Here is an 18,684-nt window from a genome sequence, read left to right as displayed (position 1 = left end):
CTACCCAACCCCGGGAACGCCGTGCCGCCCTCACGATTCCCGCGGATCTGGCAGTATCGACGGGTCCCCCTCGCGATCCGCACCACCTGACGCCCCCGGTGATTCCCCGATGACACTGTCCGCGATACGCCGCTTCGCCAAGACCCCCTCGGCGATGATGACGGCCTCGGTGCTCCTGGTCGCGATCGGCGGCTACCTGTTCCTGATCCTGGCCGGCGGCATCAAGGACAAGCCCGCGGCGGCCGCCATGGCCTCGATGTACGTGCTGGTCAACCTGATCGGCCAGGGCGTCTTCGCCGGGCTGGAGCTGGAGACCAGCCGCTCGCTGAGCCGCGCGGTCGCGGTCGGCGACGACATCGTCCCGGTGATGCGGCGCGCGGTCCGGCACACCGCCGCGCTGTTCGCCGTGTGCTGCCTGTTCGTGCTGGTGGCCTCGCCGATCCTGGTGGCCGGGCCGCTGCGCAAGGAGTGGGTGCTGATCCCCACGGTGGTGATCGGGACGTTCAGCTACTCCCTGTCATACCTTGTACGCGGTCTGCTAGGCGGGCAGCAGTTGTTCGTCGGCTACTCGGCGACACTGGTGGCCGAGGGGATGTCACGCATCGTGCCGTTCCTGGCGATCGCAGTGCTCGGCATCGGGTCGGCCGTCGTCTACTGCGCGGTGTACTCATGCGGGCTGTTCTTCTCCGCCGGGATCGGCTGGTACTTCTGGCTGCGGCCGCGGTTGGCCGTGCAGCGCGCCGGAGCCCGGACGCCAGCGCCCGCCGCGCCGAGCACGCCGGGCACCTCCGAGCCGGCCGTCGACGCACGCGAGCCGGCCGTCGACACCCACGGGTCGGGGCTCCGGTCGTGGCTGTCCACCGGATTGCTGTTCCTGGTCAGCGCGGCGCTGCTGACCCAGCTGGTCGCGAACCTGCCGGCGCTCGGCGCGAGCTCGCGGCTCGGCGCCCACCCGGCCACCGCGACGGCCTTCGTCCAGGCCGCCACCCTGTCCCGGATCCCGCTGCTGCTGGTCGGGCCGGTGACGGCGCTGCTGCTGCCGCGGCTGACGGCGGCCGGCGCGATCGGCGACATGCGCGCGGTGCGGACCACGGTGCGCACCGGCTCGATCGGCATGCTGGGCCTGGGCGCGCTGGCCGGGGCCGGGCTCGGGGTGATGGGCCCGTGGGTGCTCAAGAACTTCTTCAACGCGACCGGGATCTCCGCGCTCTCGCTGGTGCTGATGGCGATCGGGACCGCGGGCCTGATGGCGGTCGGCGTCCTGCAGCCGACGCTGATCGGGCTGGGCCGGCAGCGGCACGTGCCGATCGCCTGGGCGGTCGGCGCGGTCGCGATGGTCGTGGCCGTGGTGTGGCCGGGCGACCCGGTCTCGGCGGCCGTCATGGCGTCCTTGGTCGGTCCGGCCGGTGTGGTGCTGGCGATGGCGTTCAGCCTGCGGGGACTGCGGGCCGGGGATGTGCGGTTCACGCCGGCCGACGGCGGTCCGGCCGGGCCCGGGATGCCGGCCGCCGAGCCGCAGGCCGCGAGCAGTGTGTGACTCCTCTCACCCGATGGTGTGACGCGGCCGACGGGGCGGTATCGCGCCGAGTGGGTCGATCCGTACGATGAACGGCCCTAAACTGACGGGATGCCAGCCGCCCCGTCCCGTGCCGTCCTGCGCCTGAAGCCGCGCTCGACCGGGACGAAGGCGTTCCTGTTGGCGTTCGTCGGCTTCTTCCTGCTGGGCTCGGCCTGGTCGCTCGCGATGCCGTACGACGGTTCGGCGGATGAGTTCCGTCACGTCGTACGGGCCTACGGAGTGCTGGACGGGCAGATCGCGGCCCGGGCCGACGCCACCGTCACGGTGCCCAAGAGCCTGGTGCCGAACGGGATCGCGGATCCGGACGCGCAGTCCTGCATGCGCTGGAAGCTCAACATGACCGCGGCCTGCGTGTCCTCCCCCGCGCCCGGCGACGAACACCGCATGGTGGTCACCACCAGCGGCGCGGACAACTACAACCCGATCTACTACGCGGTCACCGGCTGGCCGATCAAGCTCTTCCCGAACTACTCCGGGGTGATCGCCGCCCGGCTGCTGACGTGTCTGCTGACCAGCGCGCTGCTCGGCGGCGCGGTGGCGGTCGCGGTCCGGCTGGCGCGCGGCCGCGGGCCGCTGGTGCTCGGCGGGGTGCTGCTGGCCATGACACCGGTCGCGGTGAACCTGACCGGTGCGGTGAACCCCGCCGGGCCGGAGATCGCGGCCGCGGTCGCGGTGTGGACCTCGCTGATCGCGATCCTGCTGGCCCGCGACGACTCGAAGTGGACGCTCGCGCTGTTCGGCGTCTCCGCCGGCACCCTGGCGGTGCTGCGGGAGCTGGGCATCGGCTGGCTGCTGGCCGCGTTGGCGGTGGTCGCGTTCGGGGCCGGCAAGGACCGGCTGCGCGAGCTGGCCCGAAGGCGCTCGGTCCTGGTCTGGGCGGCCGTGGTGGCGATCGCGGTGGTGTTCGGCGCGGCCTGGATAATGCTGTCCACGCAGGGTGGCATCCCGGCCGCCGGGCAGAAGGCCAACGGGATCCCGCAGGGTGTGAAGCTGGTCATAAAGGAGCTGACACACCGGGTCCCGATGTACACCAACGGCATGGTCGGGCTGACGTCGTTCGGCGACGTCGCCATCCCGCTGCCGCTGACCCTGGCCTGGTTCGCCGCGGTCGGGGCGCTGCTGATCACGGCCGCGCGCCGGGGCGGCGGGCGGGCACTGCTGCAGCTGGCCGCGATCGTGGCCGGCGGGTACCTGTTCCTGGTCGCCGCCGACCTGCAGGCCGCGGCCGGCGGCTGGTGGTTCTCCCAGGGCCGCTACGCGCTCCCGCTGCTGGTCGGCGCGCCGATCCTGGCCGGGTTCGTGATCGGCGAGCGGGGCCTGGTGTCGGTCGGCCGGCAGGCGCGGGTGATGCGCTGGGCGGCGTGGATCCTGATCCCGACCCAGGGCGTGGCGCTGTGGATCACGATGATCCGGTTCCAGCACGCCTTCGACAGCCTGCACCCGAACCTGGTCTTCCTGTTCGGCCAGACCTCGTCGGTGAACCCGTTCTCCGGCAAGTGGACGCCGCCCGGATCCGGGGTCCCGGCGGTGCTGCTCGGGATCGCCGGAATCGTGGTGTTGCTCACCCTCGTACTGCGGGCGGCGCGCTCCAGGCCGATATCGGACATCGAAACGGTCACAATCCGTGAACGGTACATAAGGATTTCCTAAGCGCCGACGTCCGTTCCCTGGACGGATGGCTAGCATGGATGGACGCCCAAGGCCAGCGGGGGAGCGGCCGGTTTCGTTGCGGGGCGGAACACGGACGAAGGAGTACGACGGATGCGGCATTGGTTGGTTGCGGGCCTGGCGCCCAGCACCTGGACCCCGCGTCGCGTCTGGCTCACCGCGTTCCTGGCGTTCTTCATCCTCTCCGCGGCGTGGGCCCTGGCCTCCCCCCTGACCTCGGTGCCGGACGAGCCCTGGCACATGGTCAAGGCCGCGGCCACGGTCCGCGGCCAACTGCACGGCACCCCGATCACGGTCATCACCCACAACGGCACGGTCACCAACCACGTGCCGATGACCGGCTACCGGCTGCCGACCGCGTACTCGTTCCTGACCAACCTGCACGAGTGCTACTTCAACAACGCCCACGTGCCCGCCTCCTGCGCCCGCAGCCTGTCCGCGCAGCCCGGCACCGCCCTGGCCGGCAGCACCGCCGGCTCCAACAACCCGGTCTACTACCTGGCCGTCGGCTGGCCGAGCCTGCTGTCGAACGGCCCGCTGGGCATGTACGGCATGCGCATGGTCTCCGCCGCCCTGAGCTCCGCGATGCTGGCCAGCGCCATGGTCACGGCCTTCCAGTGGAGCCGCAAGCGCCGCTACCCGATGGCCGCCGTCCTGGCCGCCGCCACCCCGATGGTGCTGTTCCTCAACGGCTCGGTGAACCCGAACTCCCTGGAGGCGACCTCCGCCATCCTGCTGTGGACCGCGGTCCTGAGCCTGCTGACGGACCCGCAGCCGGAGCTGGTCCCGCGCCTGCTCGCCCGGGCCGGCATCGCCACGATGGCGCTGCTGTGCGTCCGGCAGCTCGGCCCGGCCTGGGCCGTGGTCATCGTCGTCTGCGCGGCCCTGGCCGCCCAGAGCGGCGCCCTGCGCGACGTGATCCGCCGCCCCGCGGTCTGGCTCTGGACCGGCGCGGTCGGCGTGGTGGCGCTCGGCTCCATCGCCTGGACCGCCAAGTTCAACGTCCTGGGCACCGGCGGCGCCACCACCCACCCGAGCCTGACGTTCGCGGTCGCGGCCAAGCACACCTTCGGCCAGAGCGTCGTCTACCTCCGGCAGATGGTGGGCTACTTCGGCTGGCTGGACGTGCAGCCCCCGTTCCACCTGGCCGAGCTGTGGTTCGTGCCGGTGCTGGTGCTGATGGCGGCGGCGGCGCTGGTCGGCAAGCGGCGCGACGTGGCGGCGCTGGCGCTGCTCACGTTCTCGGTGATCGCCATCCCGGTGCTGGCCCAGGGCAGGCAGGCCGCCAGCCTCGGGTACATCTGGCAGGGGCGGTACTTGCTCGCGGTCGCCGCGGGACTGCCGCTGTTGGCGGCGGCGATACTGGCGAAGCGCGAGCCGCGGGGCGATTGGCTCAAGCGCGCGGTACCGCGACTGCCGGTGGCGGTGACGGGCGTGACGCTGGTGCTCGGGTTGCTGATGTTCTACACGACGCTGCGGCGGTACGCGGCCGGGTCGAGTGGGTCCCTGGTGTCGTGGGGGACGGCTTGGACACCGCCGGGGACGATCGTCGGGGTGGTGGTGCTGTACCTGGTGGGGGCCGGGTTGGCGGCTTTGGTGGTGTTGAAGAGTTGGGCGCCTTATCCGGGAGCGGACGCCGGTACGGGCGCCGGTACAGGCGATGGGGTCGCTGAGGTCGCGCCGATCGCAGCCGATGCGGCTGCGGGAGCGACGGTGGCGATGCTGGCGGCCCAGGCGTTGCGCGATGGCGCGGCTGTTGTGGCTGAAGGCACCCATGGATCGACTCGATCGGCCTCAGTCGTCGGCGAGGAGACGACCGACGAGGACCGTGGGGCGGCGGCGGTTGCCTCCGGGACGCCGTTGTAGGAGCAGGCTGTTTCCGAGCCGCAGTTGGGTTGTGAGCTTTAGGGCCTTTTACGGCCTTCAGTACTAGATTGCGCTGGTTCGAAACTAGTCGCGCTGGTTCGAAAGCACAGCCCCCGGCGGCAAATACCGCCGGTCCACCCTCCCCCGCGCCCCATCCCGAAATCCCCGCATCATCGCCAGCGCCCGCGCACCGCGCGGTGCCTCGATCGCCGTCCGCAGCGCGAACCACCAGACCAGATACGCCGCCGTGTTCCGGGTCCAGGCCGGGGCGTCCTTGCGGTGCTCGCGCATCAGGACCGTGCCGTTCCGGGCGATCCAATACAGCCGCCACGTCGGGTGTCGCGATGACGACACCGACGCGACGCCGGGCAGCTTGTGCTGGTTGCGCTGGCCGAGGCTGTGGGCCAGTTTCTGGCGCTTGTCGCGCAGGATGCGGTAGCCCGCGGCGCGGGTGCGGAGGCAGAAGTCGTTGTCGACGTGGTCGACGAAGAACTCGGTGCGGAACGGGCCCACCTTGGTGAGGACTTCGCGGCGGACCAGCATGCCTGAGGTGATGACTGTGTCGCGGTCGGCGAGGTCTGGGCCGTTCTCGGTGCCCGGTTCGTAGTAGCGCCCCTGTTGTTCGTCCCATGCGGCTGGGGCCGCGATGCCGATCGTGGCGTCGGTGGTCAGGTGCCGGGCCAGGGCGAGCACCATGTCCTCGCCGAGGACCGAGTCCTGGTCCAGGAACAGGAGCAGATCCGGCTGCGCAGCGTCGGTATCGCTCCCGGCGAGCAGTTCCTCCACGCCGCTGTTGAGCGCTCCCGCCAGGCCCCGGTTGCCGCCGTCCCGCAGCACCGTCACCCCGTCGCGGTCGCGCAGGGTGTCGGTGAGGAACGGGCCGTCGCCGGGGGTGTTGTCAACGACCACCACCCGTTCGCAGCTCTTCAGCGCCGCCTCCACGACCGCCGTCAGGCGTTCGTCGGGGTGGAAGGCGGTGGCGACCGCGGCGATCGTCGGCATCGTTTCATCGTAGTGGACCGGCGGCAGCGGCCTGGGTGCCTGGGGTAGCCTCAGACGGTCGAGATCCAGGTGTACCCAAGGTGAGGAAACGGGGGCGGCAGCCTTGGCGACAGGCGTCGCGCAGGATACCCGCGCAGCTGTCCCTTTCGAGGGCGGCGACGGCGACGTCCGGACCGCGCACGGCCCCGGAGGGTGGCTGCCGTACCTGGGTGCGGCGCTGCTGCTGGGCGTCTTCATCCCGCTCGCCTACGCGGCCCTGAGCGGCAATCTGGGTATCCCGCACAATGACACCTGGGCTTTCGGCCGCTCAGCGCAGGACTTCGTCCATACCGGCCATGTGCGTATGTACAACTGGAACATGATGGGCCTGGCCGGCCTGGTGGTGTTGGCCTGGCCGGTCGGGGCCTCGCTGGCCGCGCAGTCGGTGTTCATCGCCGGGATCGCGGTGGTCGGCCTGCTGGCGTGCTACGACGCGCTGCTCGGGGTCCTGGGCCCGGACGGCCGGCGGCGGGCCGCGCTGGGCACGCTGGTCGTGGCGCTGTGGCCGGGCTTCGCGCTGCTGTCGACGTCGTTCATGACCGACATCCCGGCCTTCGCGGCGATCGCCGGGACGCTGGCTCTGGGCCGGCGGGCGCTGGACCGCGTGTCGCTGCCCTGGCTGGCCGGGGCCTGCGCGGTCGGCCTGTGGGGCGCGACGGTGCGCGAGCAGGTCATCGCGGCGCCGGGAGCGGTGCTGATCGTCGCGCTGTTCCGGGCCCGGTACCGGGCCGAGCGCGGGCCGGTGTTCCGGATCCCGGTGGTCCTCGGCGTGGGAACGCTGGTGCTGGCCCTGCTGGGCGTGTTCGAGCTGTGGCGCCGCAAGGTGCCCGGTGGCAGCGCGCCGGACTTCACCGTCCGCCACGTGACGGCCGAGCTGGTGTCGACCGAGATGATCCAGGGCCTGCTGATCGTCGCCCTCACCGTGAGTCCCGTGGTGTTCGCCGTGGTACGGCCGCGCGGGTGGTCATGGCGCGGCCGGGGCGCGGCCGGCGTGACGCTCGTCGCCACAGCGCTGGTGGGCTGGGACAAAGGCGCGTTCCTCGGGAACTACGTGACCCACGTCGGCGCCTACGCGTCGGCCAGCTCCCCCGGACGGCCGATGCTGCTCGGCAGCGGCTGGTGGATGGTCCTGGCCTGGGTGGCCTGCATCGCGGCGGCGCTGCTGGTCGGCTCGGTCGTGGAGCGCGTGCGGACGGACGGCTGGACGCTCGGCATCCGACCCGAGATGACGCTGTTCGCCACGGCCACCGTCCTCGGCACGCTGATGGAGGTCGGCCAGGGACGCGACATCTACGACCGGTACCTGATCCCGATGGCGATCCCCGCGCTGGCGCTCCTGATGTCGGGGCGCGGCACCGGGGTGGTCTCCGGACCCGCGTCGGTCGCGGGCCCGGACTCGACGTCGGCGCTCGGGTCTGTCTGGGCGCCGAAACGGATCGTGCCGGTCGCGCTGGCCGCCGGGATGGTGACGGTCACCGGCGCGACGCTGACGGCCAACGCCTTCACCTACGACAAGGCCGTGTGGAACACCGCGACGCGCATCGTCGCCAGCGGCGCGGCGGATGCCCAGCACGTCGATGCCGGGCTGGTCTGGGACGGCTACCACTCCCCTGCCGCGATGACCGACCACCCGGACCGCTCGGTGGGGCTCGATGTGTTCGGGGGGCTGCGGTATCTGCCGGACCACTTCATCTGCTACGTGGTCACGCCTTCGTCGCACCCCGGGCTGGGCTGGGAGCTGGTTTCGGAGGAGCAGTACAAGACGTATGGAGTGGTAGGGGATTCCCGGCTCTATGTGTGGCGGGTGACCGAGACTCAGACGTGTTCGTCGTAGCCTGCTAAGCCCGCCGGCCCTGCTCCGTGTCGACCGTCAGCTCCGCGCCCTCAGGCAGATAACGCAAGCTGTACTTCTGCGTCACCCCGTCGCGCACTCCGCGCAGCACCGCTCCGGCATGCGCGCGCCGGTCGTCCTCGAACAGCACCGCGTGCACCGCGGCACGTCCCAGATACAGCACCGCGGTCACCGCCCACGCCGGCGAGAACCGTCCCTGCTCCCGCACCGTGATCAGCCCGTTCCGGAGCTGCCAGTAGTCCCGCCAGGCAGCCTTGTGCGTGACCGGAATGCGCATCCCGAAGAAGCTGTGGGTGCGGCGCTCCCCGATCGAGTGCGGGAGCCTCAGCCGCTTGTCCTGGATGATGCGCGCGCCGGTCCGGCGGACACGCAGCGAGTACTCCAGATCCGCGTAGTCGACGAAGAACCCCTCGCGGAACTCGCCGACGCGCGCCAGCAGATCGCGACGGATCAGCATCCCGGACGTGATGGAGATGGCCCGATCGGCGACGTCCTCGTGGCGGCCGGAGAAGGTCTCGTAGAAGCGTTCGTGGACCGGGTCCCAGGGCGCCGGTGTCGCGACGCCGATGCCGCGGTCCTGGAAGTGCTCGGCCAGGCGCGGCACCACATCGGGTGCCAAGACAGAGTCCTGATCGAGGAAGATGACCGCTTCGACTCCCGCCGACAGCCGCGAGACGCCGAGGTTCAGCGCGTGCGCCAGCCCCCGGTTCACACCGGAGCGCAGGACGGTGATCACGTCAGTGTCCTCGATCTTGTCCGCCACGGACGCCGCGCCCTCAGGCGTGTTGTCCACGACCACGATCTCAGCGCAGGATTCGTGGACGGAGTCGACCACGGCCAGCAGCCGTTCGTCGGGATGGTAGGCGGTCACGACCGCGGCGATCCTCACTGGTGTCCCCTCAGACTGCCGGTGCCTGCCGTCGGCACCGGTCACCGCTTCGACTCGCTCGGCGTCCGCCCTGCCCGCCCCGCCCGCGGCGCGGGCAGGAAGGCGTGGCGCGCCAGGTTCTTCATGCCGGGTACCGAGCGGGCCTTGAGCGCGGACGGGAACAGCGTCACCGCGTGCAGGCGGGACGCCGTGTAACGCCGCGCCGCCTTGGCCGCCTTGGGCCAGCCCAGCGCGTCCATCTGCGCGGCGGCGCCGACGAAGTAGCGGCGGGCCTCGGCGAAGCGCTTGCCGGCCATGGCCTCGACCGAGCTGACGCTGGCCTCGTGGCGCCGGTAGTGGAAGGCCAGCTCGCCGGACAGCGCCATGGTCTCGCCGGCCTCGATCAGGTCGATGACGATCGCCAGGTCCTGGATGATGTCCAGGTCGGGGCGGAACGCCGCCTTCTTGATGGCCGCGGAGCGCCAGCACAGCGACGGGAAGTAGAACCAGCAGCCGCGCAGCAGGCTGGCGGCCAGTTCCTCGCCGCCCATCAGCACCGTGCCGCTGAAGCGCGGCAGGTAGATGCGGGCCTTGGCCTGGTCGGCGATGGTGTTCACGACCTGGCCGGCGCCGTCGATGACCTGGACGCCGGGCTGGATGATGCCGACGCCGGGGTGTTCGGCGGCGATGCGGCGGATCTCGGCGACGTAGTTGGGCAGCATGACGTCGTCGGTGCCCATCATCACCATGTAGTCGGCCTCGACCAGGTCCAGGCACTTGTTGAAGTTGCCGGTGACGCCGAGGTTGCGCTCGTTGCGCTGGTAGCGGACGCGCGGGTCGGCCAGGGCCGCGAACCACTCCGGGACGCCGGGTTCCTGTCCGTCGTCGACGACGGTCAGGCGCCAGTCCGGATCGGACTGCGCCAGGACGCTGCGCACCGCGGTCTGCATCAGGGCCACGTCGCCGTAGTACGGCAGCATGATGTCGATGGTGGTGGTCATGGGTGACTCTGTCGGCCTCGTCGTCCGGGGTTCGGTGGGTGGCAGCGGGTCGGTCATCGGCGGTTGACGGCCAGCAGCAGCGTGATCAGCGCCCGGCCGAGGTAGACCGCGGCCTTGACCGGCGAGTTGCTGGGCACGCCGCCGGCCCGCGGGCGCATCGCCACCGGGACCTGGCCGACCGGGTGCCCGAGCCGGATCACCCGGACCAGGGTCTCCACGGTGTCGCCCAGGTACTCGACCGGATACCACTGCGCGAACAGCCGGATGATCTCGCGGTCGCAGGCCCGGAAGCCCGAGGTGGTGTCGTCCAGCTTGGTCTTGGCCATCCGGGACATCACCCGGGACAGCAGGGTCATGGCCCACCAGCGCGGGCCGCGCACCCGGTAGTCGCCCTCGCCGGCGAAGCGGGCGCCGAGGACCAGGTGGGCGTCGTTCAGGCCGTCGATGAGCTTGGGGACGTAGCGGGGGTCGTGCTGGCCGTCGGCGTCGAGCTGGATCGCCACGTCGTAGTCGTTCTCGTCGGCGTAGCGGTAGCCCAGGCGCATGGCGCCGCCGACGCCGAGGTTGTAGGGCAGCGAGACGACGCGGGCGCCGCAGGCCAGGGCCACGCGCTCGGTGGCGTCGGTGGAGCCGTCGTTGACCACCAGGACGTCGTAGGCCGGGAGCTCGCCGCGGACCTCGGAGATGACGTCCGCTATCGAGTCGGCCTCGTTCCAGGCCGGGATGATGATGAGAACGCGCTTGTCAGCGGTCACCGACGACCGCCTTCCCGTCCCGCTGGGTCACGATCCCGACGGCGTGGCCGTTGGCGGTGCCGTTCGCCTGCGCCGCGCGGACCTGCTCGACCTCGGCCTCCAGCTCACCGTGCCGGTCGTTCACCTCGCGCAGCTCGGCCCGGATCAGCGCGACCTCCTCGGCCAGCGACCGGGTCTCGTCCTCCAGCCGGGAAGCCTCCCAGCTCAGGTGGATGCACACGATCAGCAGGAAGACGACGGCGAGGAACAGCACCAGGCTGGCGCCGCTGGCCACGCCCAGCCAGCTGGAGACGTTGTCCAGGCTCCAGGGGATGAAGCCCAGCGGCAGCGTGACGAGCCCGACGACCAGCCACAGCACGGCGTACTTCTCCCGCAGCTGACGGCGGCGCAGGAGCTCGAAGATCAGTGCCAGCAGCAGGAGCGCCACGACACCGGTCATTATGGCCAGTTTCATGCGGATCCACTCCCGGAGTGATGGCGCGTCCCGGAGTGCTGGCGCGCAAAGCCGCGCCCCGGCGCGTCGGTAGTCGGCTGATCCCGATGGGTGAACCCGGGCAGTCTATCTGGTTCCATTCCGGGATCGCGGCGCTCCGGGCCATCCCGCCAGGGCATAGCGCTCATCGGCGCACTCCTTCCGCGACCGGCGCGACGGTGGCGCCGGTCTCCGTGACGACCGCCGGCCCGTCCCCGACCGGCGCCTGGACCGGGGCCGGAACCCCGCCGGAGGAGTCGGCGGCGGGGGTGGTCACGCTCGGCACCGGCCGCGTCACCAACATCACATCGGCGGCCGCGATCACCGTCACGACGAGCGGCCCGAGGATCCCGGCCCACGCCGCGGCCGTGAGCGGAGCCAGCGGCAGCACGAAGACCAAGGCCATCACGGCCAGCCCGGCCAGCCACGAGGCGAAGACCACCCGGTGCCGGTTCAGCGCGACCTGCGCGGACTGCAGGACGAAGGCGGTCATGAGGAACGCGGTGCTCAGCGCGAGGGCTGAGAGGAAGATCTCCGACAGCCGGTAGCTGGAACCGAAATAGGTCCGCAGCAGCCACGGCCCGGCCACGGCCACGGCGACCACCCCGAGGGCCCCGGCGCCGAGGCAGGCCGCCACCAGGAACCCGACCTTGCGGCGCACCTCACGGAAATCGTGACGGGCCGCGGCGGCGGCGAGCAGCGGCAGCAGGGGAGCCTGGAGTGGGAACAGGCACAGCAGGGCCAGCCGGGACATACCCATCGACGAGCCGAGGGACTTGGCCACGTCGGCCTTCAGCCGGTGGTCGATGATCAGCGGGACCGCGTTGATCAGCAGCTGGCTGACGAGGGTGGCGAGGGTGAGGAGGACCAGCTTCTCGCGGGGGCTGCCGCCGGGTTCGTCGGCGGCTTCCGGCGCCGCCGGGGTCGGCATGGCCTCGGCGCCATCGCCGGCGGCGACGACTTCTTCGGCGAAGAGCGTCCCCGCGGTCGACTCGGCCGGCGCAATCGGCCCGCCTTGCTCGGCCGGTTCAGCAAGCCCGGCCGCTTCGGCCGCTTCGGCCGCTTCGGCCGCCTCGCGCGGTTCCGGCTGCGGGACGGCACCCGCGCCGGCCGCACCGGCCGCGCCGGCCGCACCGCCGGTAGCCCGCCAAGACCGCCGCGCCGTCGGCGAAGCCAGCCCGCTGATCGCCGAGACCAGCGGCGCGAGAGCGAAGACGAAGGCGTAGCCGACCATGTGGCCGGACCACGCCAGCGCCAGCAGCGAGCTCGGCACGATCGTCGCCACACCCTGCACGACCAGCGTCAGACTGTAGAACCGGAAGTCCTGGCAGCCGGCCAGCACCCCGCGCACCAGGAACGCCGCCCACGTCGAGGCCAGCCCCGCCAGCAGCGCCAGCCCCATCAGCCAACTGTGGCCCAGCCAGTGCGAGAGCAGCAGGGGCGAGGCGGCGGCCAGCACCACGACCGTGACGGCCGCGAGCCCGGCGGCCTGCCGCAGCTGGCGTCGCACCGCCGCGCCGACCGGGTGGCCCACCGCGTGCGCCCGCGCCACGGTACGCGTCATCTCCTGTTCCAGGCCCGCCAGCACCCCGGTGCCGATCGTCCCGACCAGGAAGTAGAAGGAGAGCAGGACCGTCGCGGACTGGTTGCTCAGCGAGTGGTTGAATGTCGCGATCCACAGCGACCCGGCGACCGTCGTCGCCCCCAGCCCGATCGCCAGCAGCGGGCCGGGCGTGGTCAAGCGGCTCAGAACGGAGCGCACTACGCGCGGACGCTCGGCACTGTGAGGGGACACAAGATTCGATGGTAGTCGATGCCAATCGACACAATATACGCTTGTAGATTCCGTCACTGAAAGGTGGGTTTCCCGCCATGCGCGTCGCCGCCGTCTTCACCGCCTACCACCCCGACGAACGCCTCGCCGCGGCCGTCGAGGCGGCGCTGCGCAGCTGTGCTTCGGTCATCGTGGTGGACAACACCCCGGCCGGCGCCGACGGCTCCGACCCGGTTTCCTCGGCTCCCGCGCTGGCCGGGCCGCAGGTCACGGTGATCGCGCACGGCCGCAACGTGGGCCTGGGCGCCGCGCTGAACATCGCGGTGCGCGAGCTGCCGGCGGACATCGAGGCCGTCCTGTTCCTCGACCAGGACTCCGAGCTGCCGCCGGAGATCGTCCCGGGCCTGGTCGCCGACCTCGACGACGCGGCGGTCGGGATCGCGGCGCCGAGCCCCTGGGACCCGAAGCACCAGCGTTATTACTGTTCCGACGCACGGCGCACCGACGGCGTTTCCGACGAGGAGGCGGTCATCACCTCCGGGATGCTGGTGCGGCGCGAGGTGCTGGCGAAGGTGACGTTCAACGAGGACATGTTCCTGGACTGGGTGGACGTCGCCTTCTGCCTGGACGTGCGGCGGGCGGGCTGGCGCATCGTCATCGACTGGCGGCTGCGGCTGCCGCACGAGATCGGCGCCTGCGAGGTGCACACCAAGTTCGGCCGCACCGTCCACTACAGCCACTACCCCGCCTGGCGCCTGTACTGGATCGGCCGCAACGTCTCGATCCTGCACCGCGGCCACTTCGCCAGCCGACCCAGGGCCCTGGCCTCCAGCCTCGTCTTCCTCGGCGAGCGCCTCACCAACACGCTGCTGTTCGAGCCGCGCCGCCGGACCCACGTGCCGGCCCTGCTGCGCGGGTTCCGCGACGGCTTCCGGGAACGCGTCGACCCCCGCTATCTCCCAGCGGGGGCCGAGCATCCGGCGGTGCGGCGCTGACGCGCGCCCGCCCGCTCAGACGGTCGCGTGTCTGCCCGACCCGGACCTGGGCTCGGTCGTCTGCCGCACCTTCCCGCGCAGCGTGAACGCGTGGATCACCTCGACCAGCCCGATCGCGATCAGCCAGATCCCGGTGAAGATGGCCAGGGTGAAGATGGAGCCGATGGGCCAGGAGATGATGATGATCCCGCCGAGCATCGTCATGAAGCCGGCGAACATGCCCCAGCCCCGGCCGAGCACTCCGGGCGGCGCCGAGGCGCTGGTCGCGATGGTCGCGATGCCCCACATCAGGAACCCGATGCCGATCCACAGGCTGAGCAGCAGCACCGAGTTGTGCAGCGAGTTCCGGAAGCAGAACAGGCCCAGCAGGATGGACACCGCGCCGACGATCACGTTCAGGACCCGCATCCCGGGACTGATGTGGTCGCCGAACGCCGCGATGATCTCCATGACCCCGCTGATCAGCAGGTAGATCCCGAACAGCACGCCGAGGACCAGCAGTGTGCGGCCGGGCCAGACCACCGCGCACACGCCGATGGCGATCGCCGCCAGCCCCAGCACCATCAGCGCCTGCCACGCGGCCTGCCCGAGGATCCGGAGCGGGTTCTCGGCCTCGACGCGGTCGCCGCGGTCAGCCCCGCCGAATCCGCGATCGGACGCGCGCTCACGCATGCCCTCGCCGTCACGCATGCCCTCGCGGTCGCGGAAACCCTCGCGGTAGGCGGTCCCGCCGTCGCGCATTTCCTCGGCCCTGCCGGTTCCGCGGTCGTCACCGTCATACATGTCGGTCATGGGGTCGTTATGTCCGACAATCCGACCGGTGATGCCTTTTGTCGGCCCCGGCCCGGCCCGAAGTCGTCCAAATGGACGAACGGGGATCGGGCCAGGATCGGGCCAGGATCGGGCCGGGGCCGGGCCGGCGGACGCGGCCTCAGCCGAGCTGACCTGCGGCGGCCACCCCGCTGGCGGTCAGCATCGCGCGCCAGTCCCCCATCTCCGGGATCCCGGCCTCGGCCCAGCGGTCGTGCCCGAGCACGCTGTACTTCGGGCGCTCGGCGGGCCGCACGTACTTCTCCGAGGTGGTCGGCCGCACCCGTTCGGGGTCCAGCCCGGCCTCCTCGAACACCGCGCGGGCCAGCCCGAACCAGGTCGTCTGGCCGGAGGCGGTGCCGTGGTAGATCCCGGCCGGGGCCCCCGACGCCAGCCCCAGCGCGATCAGCTGCCCGGCCAGCGCGCCGGTCCAGGTCGGCTGCCCGACCTGGTCGTCGACCACGTCCAGGGTCTCCCGCTCGCCGGCCAGCCGCAGCATGGTGCGCACGAAGTTCGCGCCGTGCGCGCCGTAGAGCCAGGCGGTCCGGACCACGTAGCCGGTCTCCGGCAGCACCGCGAGCACGGCCTGCTCGCCGACCAGCTTGGAGCGGCCGTAGGCGTTGATCGGGTCGGTCGGCGCGTATTCGGCGTAGGGGGCGGTGCCCTTGCCGTCGAAGACGTAGTCGGTCGAGACGGTGAGGAACCGGGCCCCGCCGGCCGCGCAGGCCGAGGCCAGGCTGCTGACGCCGCCGCCGTTGATCGCGGTGGCCTGGGCCTCGTGGGTCTCGGCGCCGTCGACGTCGGTCCAGGCCGCGGCGTTCACCACGATGTCGTGGCCGGCGACCGCGGCGGTCACCGCGGCGGCGTCGGTGACGTCCAGCTCGGCCCGGGTCAGCGCGGTCACCCGCGCGGCCGGGTCGGCCTTCAGCAGGGCCACCAGGTCCGCGCCGAGCTGGCCGCCGGCGCCGGTCACCAGCCAGCGCCGCGGCGCCTCACGCCCGGGCACGATGACGATCGGGCGGCTCACCGGGCCGCGCTCCCCGACGCGGAGGCCGACGCCGACCCCGACGCGGCGTTCGCCGCCGGGTTCGCAGCCGCGTCCTGCCCGGCGCTCTCCAAAGCCGCCTTCGCCTTCAGCGGCTCCCACCACGCACGGTTGTTCTTGTACCAGTCGATGGTCTGCGCGATGCCCTCGTCGAAGCCCACCCGCGGCTCGTAGCCGAGCTCGGCCCGGATCTTGTCGATGGACAGCGAGTAGCGCCGGTCGTGGCCCTTGCGGTCCTCGACCGTGCGCACCGAGGACCAGTCCTTGCCGGTGGCGTCCAGCATCAGCTGCACCAGGTCCTTGTTGCTCAGCTCGGTGCCGCCGCCGATGTTGTAGACCTCGCCGGCCCGGCCCTGGCGCAGCGCCAGGTCGATGCCGCGGCAGTGGTCGGAGACGTGCAGCCAGTCGCGGATGTTGGCGCCGTCGCCGTAGAGCGCGACGGTGCCGCCGTCGATCAGGTTGGTCACCGACAGCGGGATCATCTTCTCCGGGAACTGGTAGTGCCCGTAGTTGTTGGAGCAGCGGGTGACGACCACGTCCATCTTGTGCGTGCGGTGGTAGGAGAGCACCAGCAGGTCCGAACCGGCCTTGGAGGCCGAGTACGCGGAGTTCGGCGCCAGCGGCCACTCCTCGGTCCAGGAGCCCTCCTCGATGGAGCCGTAGACCTCGTCGGTGGAGACGTGCACGAACCGGCCGACGTTGTGCTTGCGCGCGGCGTCCAGCAACACCTGGGTGCCGACCACGTTGGTGGTCACGAACGGGCCGGCGCCGAGGATCGAGCGGTCCACGTGCGACTCGGCGGCGAAGTGCACGACGGCGTCGTGCCCGGCCATCACGGCGTCGACGACCTCGGCGTCCCGGATGTCGCCGCGCCGGAAAGCGAAGCGTGGATCGTCGCGTACGGGCTCGAGGTTGGCCTCGACCCCCGAATAGGTCAGCGCGTCCAGCACGGTCACCGAATCGGCGGAGCCGGGCCGGGCCAGGAGCTGGCGGACATACTCAGAGCCGATGAACCCGGCACCGCCGGTGACAAGAATCCTCACCTGCGCGATGCTACCGGCCGTTCCTCGATCCCACTTCCCGCGGCTGACCGAACCGGCGACCAGAGGAAGCGCCGTTAGAGTAGCCAGCATGCGTGGGATCATCCTGGCCGGCGGGACCGGCTCACGGCTGTGGCCGATCACCAAAGGCGTGTCCAAACAGCTCATGCCGGTCTTCGACAAGCCGATGATCTACTACCCGCTCTCCACGCTGGTGATGGCCGGCATCTACGAGATCCTGGTGATCACCACCCCCGAGGACCAGGCGCAGTTCCAGCGGCTGCTCGGCGACGGCTCGCAGTGGGGCCTGGACCTGAGCTACGTCGCCCAGGAACGCCCCGACGGCCTGGCCCAGGCCTTCATCCTCGGCGAGGAGTTCATCGACGGCGACTCAGTCGCCCTGGTGCTCGGCGACAACATCTTCCACGGCGTGGGCCTGGGCCGGCAGCTGCGCACCCTCACCGAGCCGGCCGGCGGCGTGGTCTTCGCCTACCAGGTGGCCAACCCGCGCGAGTACGGCGTGGTGGAGTTCGACGAGACCGGCCACGCCGTCTCGATCGAGGAGAAGCCGGACAAGCCCAAGTCCCGCTTCGCCATCCCGGGTCTGTACTTCTACGACAACCAGGTCGTGGAGATAGCGAAACACCTCAAGCCCAGCGCCCGCGGCGAGCTGGAGATCACCGGCGTCAACGTCGAGTACCTGAACCGCGGGCAGTTGCAGGTGCAGGTCCTGGAGCGGGGCACCGCCTGGCTCGACACCGGCACCTTCGACTCCCTCGTCCAGGCCGCCGAATACGTGCGCGTCATAGAACAACGACAGGGGTACAAGGTCGGCTGCGTCGAGGAAGTGGCGTGGCGCTCCGGCTTCATCGACGACCGGCAGCTGGCGGCGCTGGCCGAGCCGCTGTGCAAGAGCGGCTACGGCGAGTATCTGCAACACCTGCTCGACCCCGCGATCTGACCCGCACGCATCCTGACCAGCACGCATCATTTCCTCGGCGCGGACCTTCACCGGCACCCGCGCCGACCTCGCCTGACCGACCTCCTACCGGAAACGAGGGCCCACCCCGCATGGACATCGCCCCCCTGTCGATCGCCGGCGCCTGGGAGATCACCCCGCAGCTCCACGGCGACCCCCGCGGCCTGTTCACCGAGTGGTACCGCTTCGACCAGCTCGCCGAAGCCGTCGGCCACCCCCTGGACCTGAGGCAGGGCAACCTGTCGGTGTCGGCGGCCGGCGTGGTCCGCGGCATCCACTTCGCCGACGTCCCCCCGAGCCAGGCGAAGTACGTCACCTGCACCCGCGGCGCGGTCCTGGACGTGATCGCCGACATCCGCGTCGGCTCCCCGACCTTCGGCCAGTGGCAGGGCGTCCGCCTCGACGAGGACACCCGCAAGGCCGTCTACATCGCCGAGGGCCTGGGCCACGGCTTCGCGGCCCTCACCGACGACGCGACCCTGACGTACCTGTGCTCGGCGACGTACAGCCCCGGCCACGAACACGGGGTGTACCCGCTGGACGCGGAGCTCGGCATCGACTGGCAGGTCGAGGTACCGCAGCTGTCGGAGCGGGACACGAAGTCACCCTCGCTGTCCGAGGCCCGGGACAGCGGCCTGCTGCCGGACTACGCGACCTGCGTGGCGTACACGGAGAGCCTGCGGCAGCAGCGTTAGCCGCAGTTAGTGCCGTGTCGGGCAACGTTTGCCTGGGAGTTCGCGCTTTGCTCGGGCGGGAGTCCGCGATGTGGTTCGCGACGTGGTTCGCGACGTGGTTCGCGACGTGGTTCGCGACGTGGTTCGCGACGTGGTTCGCGACGTGGTTCGCGACGTGGTTCGCGACGTGTCGGTCGGCGGGCGGGATCTGTTGGCGGGTGGAGTTTGCTGGGGGCTGGGGTTTGTGGGCCGGGTGCGGTTGGGC

Annotated in this window: 16 protein-coding genes; 7 read left to right on the top strand and 9 right to left on the bottom strand. The window is 71.3% G+C overall.

The window, feature by feature from the left end; all coding sequences use genetic code 11:
- Positions 1-109: 109 nt before the first annotated feature.
- The 3 genes from KGQ19_RS15440 to KGQ19_RS15430 all read left to right on the top strand — a co-directional run bounded on the left by KGQ19_RS15440 (position 110) and on the right by KGQ19_RS15430 (position 5,113).
- Positions 110-1,537, top strand: a complete 1,428-nt coding sequence (locus KGQ19_RS15440) for a hypothetical protein (protein WP_212009829.1) — start codon at positions 110-112, stop codon at positions 1,535-1,537.
- Between the two features lie 90 nt (positions 1,538-1,627).
- Positions 1,628-3,229: a DUF2142 domain-containing protein gene (locus KGQ19_RS15435; RefSeq protein ID WP_212009828.1), complete on the top strand. Its 1,602-nt coding sequence runs from the start codon at positions 1,628-1,630 to the stop codon at positions 3,227-3,229.
- A gap of 111 nt (positions 3,230-3,340) precedes the next feature.
- Complete coding sequence (locus KGQ19_RS15430; protein ID WP_212009827.1) at positions 3,341-5,113, top strand: DUF2142 domain-containing protein; 1,773 nt, start codon at positions 3,341-3,343, stop codon at positions 5,111-5,113.
- An 84-nt stretch (positions 5,114-5,197) separates the two neighbouring features.
- On the opposite strand, the gene KGQ19_RS15425 is transcribed toward KGQ19_RS15430, so the two are convergent.
- Complete coding sequence (locus tag KGQ19_RS15425) at positions 5,198-6,115, bottom strand: glycosyltransferase (protein WP_212009826.1); 918 nt, start codon at positions 6,113-6,115, stop codon at positions 5,198-5,200.
- 103 nt (positions 6,116-6,218) lie between these two features.
- Between KGQ19_RS15425 and KGQ19_RS15420 the strand changes: the two genes are divergently transcribed.
- Entirely contained in the window at positions 6,219-7,988 is a 1,770-nt protein-coding gene (locus KGQ19_RS15420; protein WP_212009825.1) for a S8/S53 family peptidase, read from the top strand.
- A gap of 4 nt (positions 7,989-7,992) precedes the next feature.
- Here KGQ19_RS15420 and KGQ19_RS15415 read toward each other — a convergent pair whose 3' ends face one another.
- The 5 genes from KGQ19_RS15415 to KGQ19_RS15395 form a co-directional block, all read right to left on the bottom strand.
- Positions 7,993-8,895: a glycosyltransferase gene (locus KGQ19_RS15415; RefSeq protein WP_307856427.1), complete on the bottom strand. Its 903-nt coding sequence runs from the start codon at positions 8,893-8,895 to the stop codon at positions 7,993-7,995.
- 41 nt (positions 8,896-8,936) lie between these two features.
- Positions 8,937-9,875, bottom strand: coding sequence for a glycosyltransferase family 2 protein (locus tag KGQ19_RS15410; RefSeq protein WP_212009823.1), 939 nt, complete (start codon positions 9,873-9,875; stop codon positions 8,937-8,939).
- Between the two features lie 53 nt (positions 9,876-9,928).
- Entirely contained in the window at positions 9,929-10,630 is a 702-nt protein-coding gene (locus KGQ19_RS15405; RefSeq protein WP_212009822.1) for a glycosyltransferase family 2 protein, read from the bottom strand.
- Positions 10,620-11,084: a DUF2304 domain-containing protein gene (locus KGQ19_RS15400; RefSeq protein WP_212009821.1), complete on the bottom strand. Its 465-nt coding sequence runs from the start codon at positions 11,082-11,084 to the stop codon at positions 10,620-10,622. Before KGQ19_RS15400 ends, KGQ19_RS15405 begins: the two co-directional genes overlap by 11 nt.
- A 163-nt stretch (positions 11,085-11,247) precedes the next feature.
- Positions 11,248-12,897 carry a polysaccharide biosynthesis protein gene (locus KGQ19_RS15395; protein ID WP_212009820.1) on the bottom strand — a complete coding sequence of 550 codons (1,650 nt, stop codon included), beginning with the start codon at positions 12,895-12,897 and terminating at the stop codon, positions 11,248-11,250.
- Positions 12,898-12,974: 77 nt separating this feature from the next.
- Here KGQ19_RS15395 and KGQ19_RS15390 point away from each other — a divergent pair, with 77 nt between their 5' ends.
- Entirely contained in the window at positions 12,975-13,871 is an 897-nt protein-coding gene (locus tag KGQ19_RS15390; RefSeq protein WP_212009819.1) for a glycosyltransferase, read from the top strand.
- Between the two features lie 15 nt (positions 13,872-13,886).
- Here KGQ19_RS15390 and KGQ19_RS15385 read toward each other — a convergent pair whose 3' ends face one another.
- From KGQ19_RS15385 to rfbB, 3 genes are all read right to left on the bottom strand, one after another.
- Positions 13,887-14,663: an HdeD family acid-resistance protein gene (locus KGQ19_RS15385; protein WP_230418707.1), complete on the bottom strand. Its 777-nt coding sequence runs from the start codon at positions 14,661-14,663 to the stop codon at positions 13,887-13,889.
- Between the two features lie 139 nt (positions 14,664-14,802).
- Positions 14,803-15,708 (bottom strand): dTDP-4-dehydrorhamnose reductase, encoded by a 906-nt coding sequence (gene rfbD, locus KGQ19_RS15380; protein ID WP_212009818.1) that lies wholly within the window; start codon positions 15,706-15,708, stop codon positions 14,803-14,805.
- Positions 15,705-16,769 carry a dTDP-glucose 4,6-dehydratase gene (rfbB, locus tag KGQ19_RS15375; protein ID WP_307856426.1) on the bottom strand — a complete coding sequence of 355 codons (1,065 nt, stop codon included), beginning with the start codon at positions 16,767-16,769 and terminating at the stop codon, positions 15,705-15,707. Before rfbB ends, rfbD begins: the two co-directional genes overlap by 4 nt.
- 88 nt (positions 16,770-16,857) lie before the next feature.
- Here rfbB and rfbA point away from each other — a divergent pair, with 88 nt between their 5' ends.
- A complete protein-coding gene (gene rfbA, locus KGQ19_RS15370; RefSeq protein WP_212009817.1) occupies positions 16,858-17,727 on the top strand; it encodes a glucose-1-phosphate thymidylyltransferase RfbA in 870 nt (289 codons plus the stop codon).
- Positions 17,728-17,837: 110 nt separating this feature from the next.
- Entirely contained in the window at positions 17,838-18,440 is a 603-nt protein-coding gene (locus KGQ19_RS15365; protein WP_212009816.1) for a dTDP-4-dehydrorhamnose 3,5-epimerase family protein, read from the top strand.
- Positions 18,441-18,684: the final 244 nt, after the last annotated feature.

This window comes from Catenulispora pinistramenti (genome assembly GCF_018274385.1).
GTDB lineage: Bacteria > Actinomycetota > Actinomycetes > Streptomycetales > Catenulisporaceae > Catenulispora > Catenulispora pinistramenti.
The sequence above is the reverse complement of the archived record's forward strand: the minus strand, read 5'-3'. Positions and strand labels throughout refer to the sequence as shown.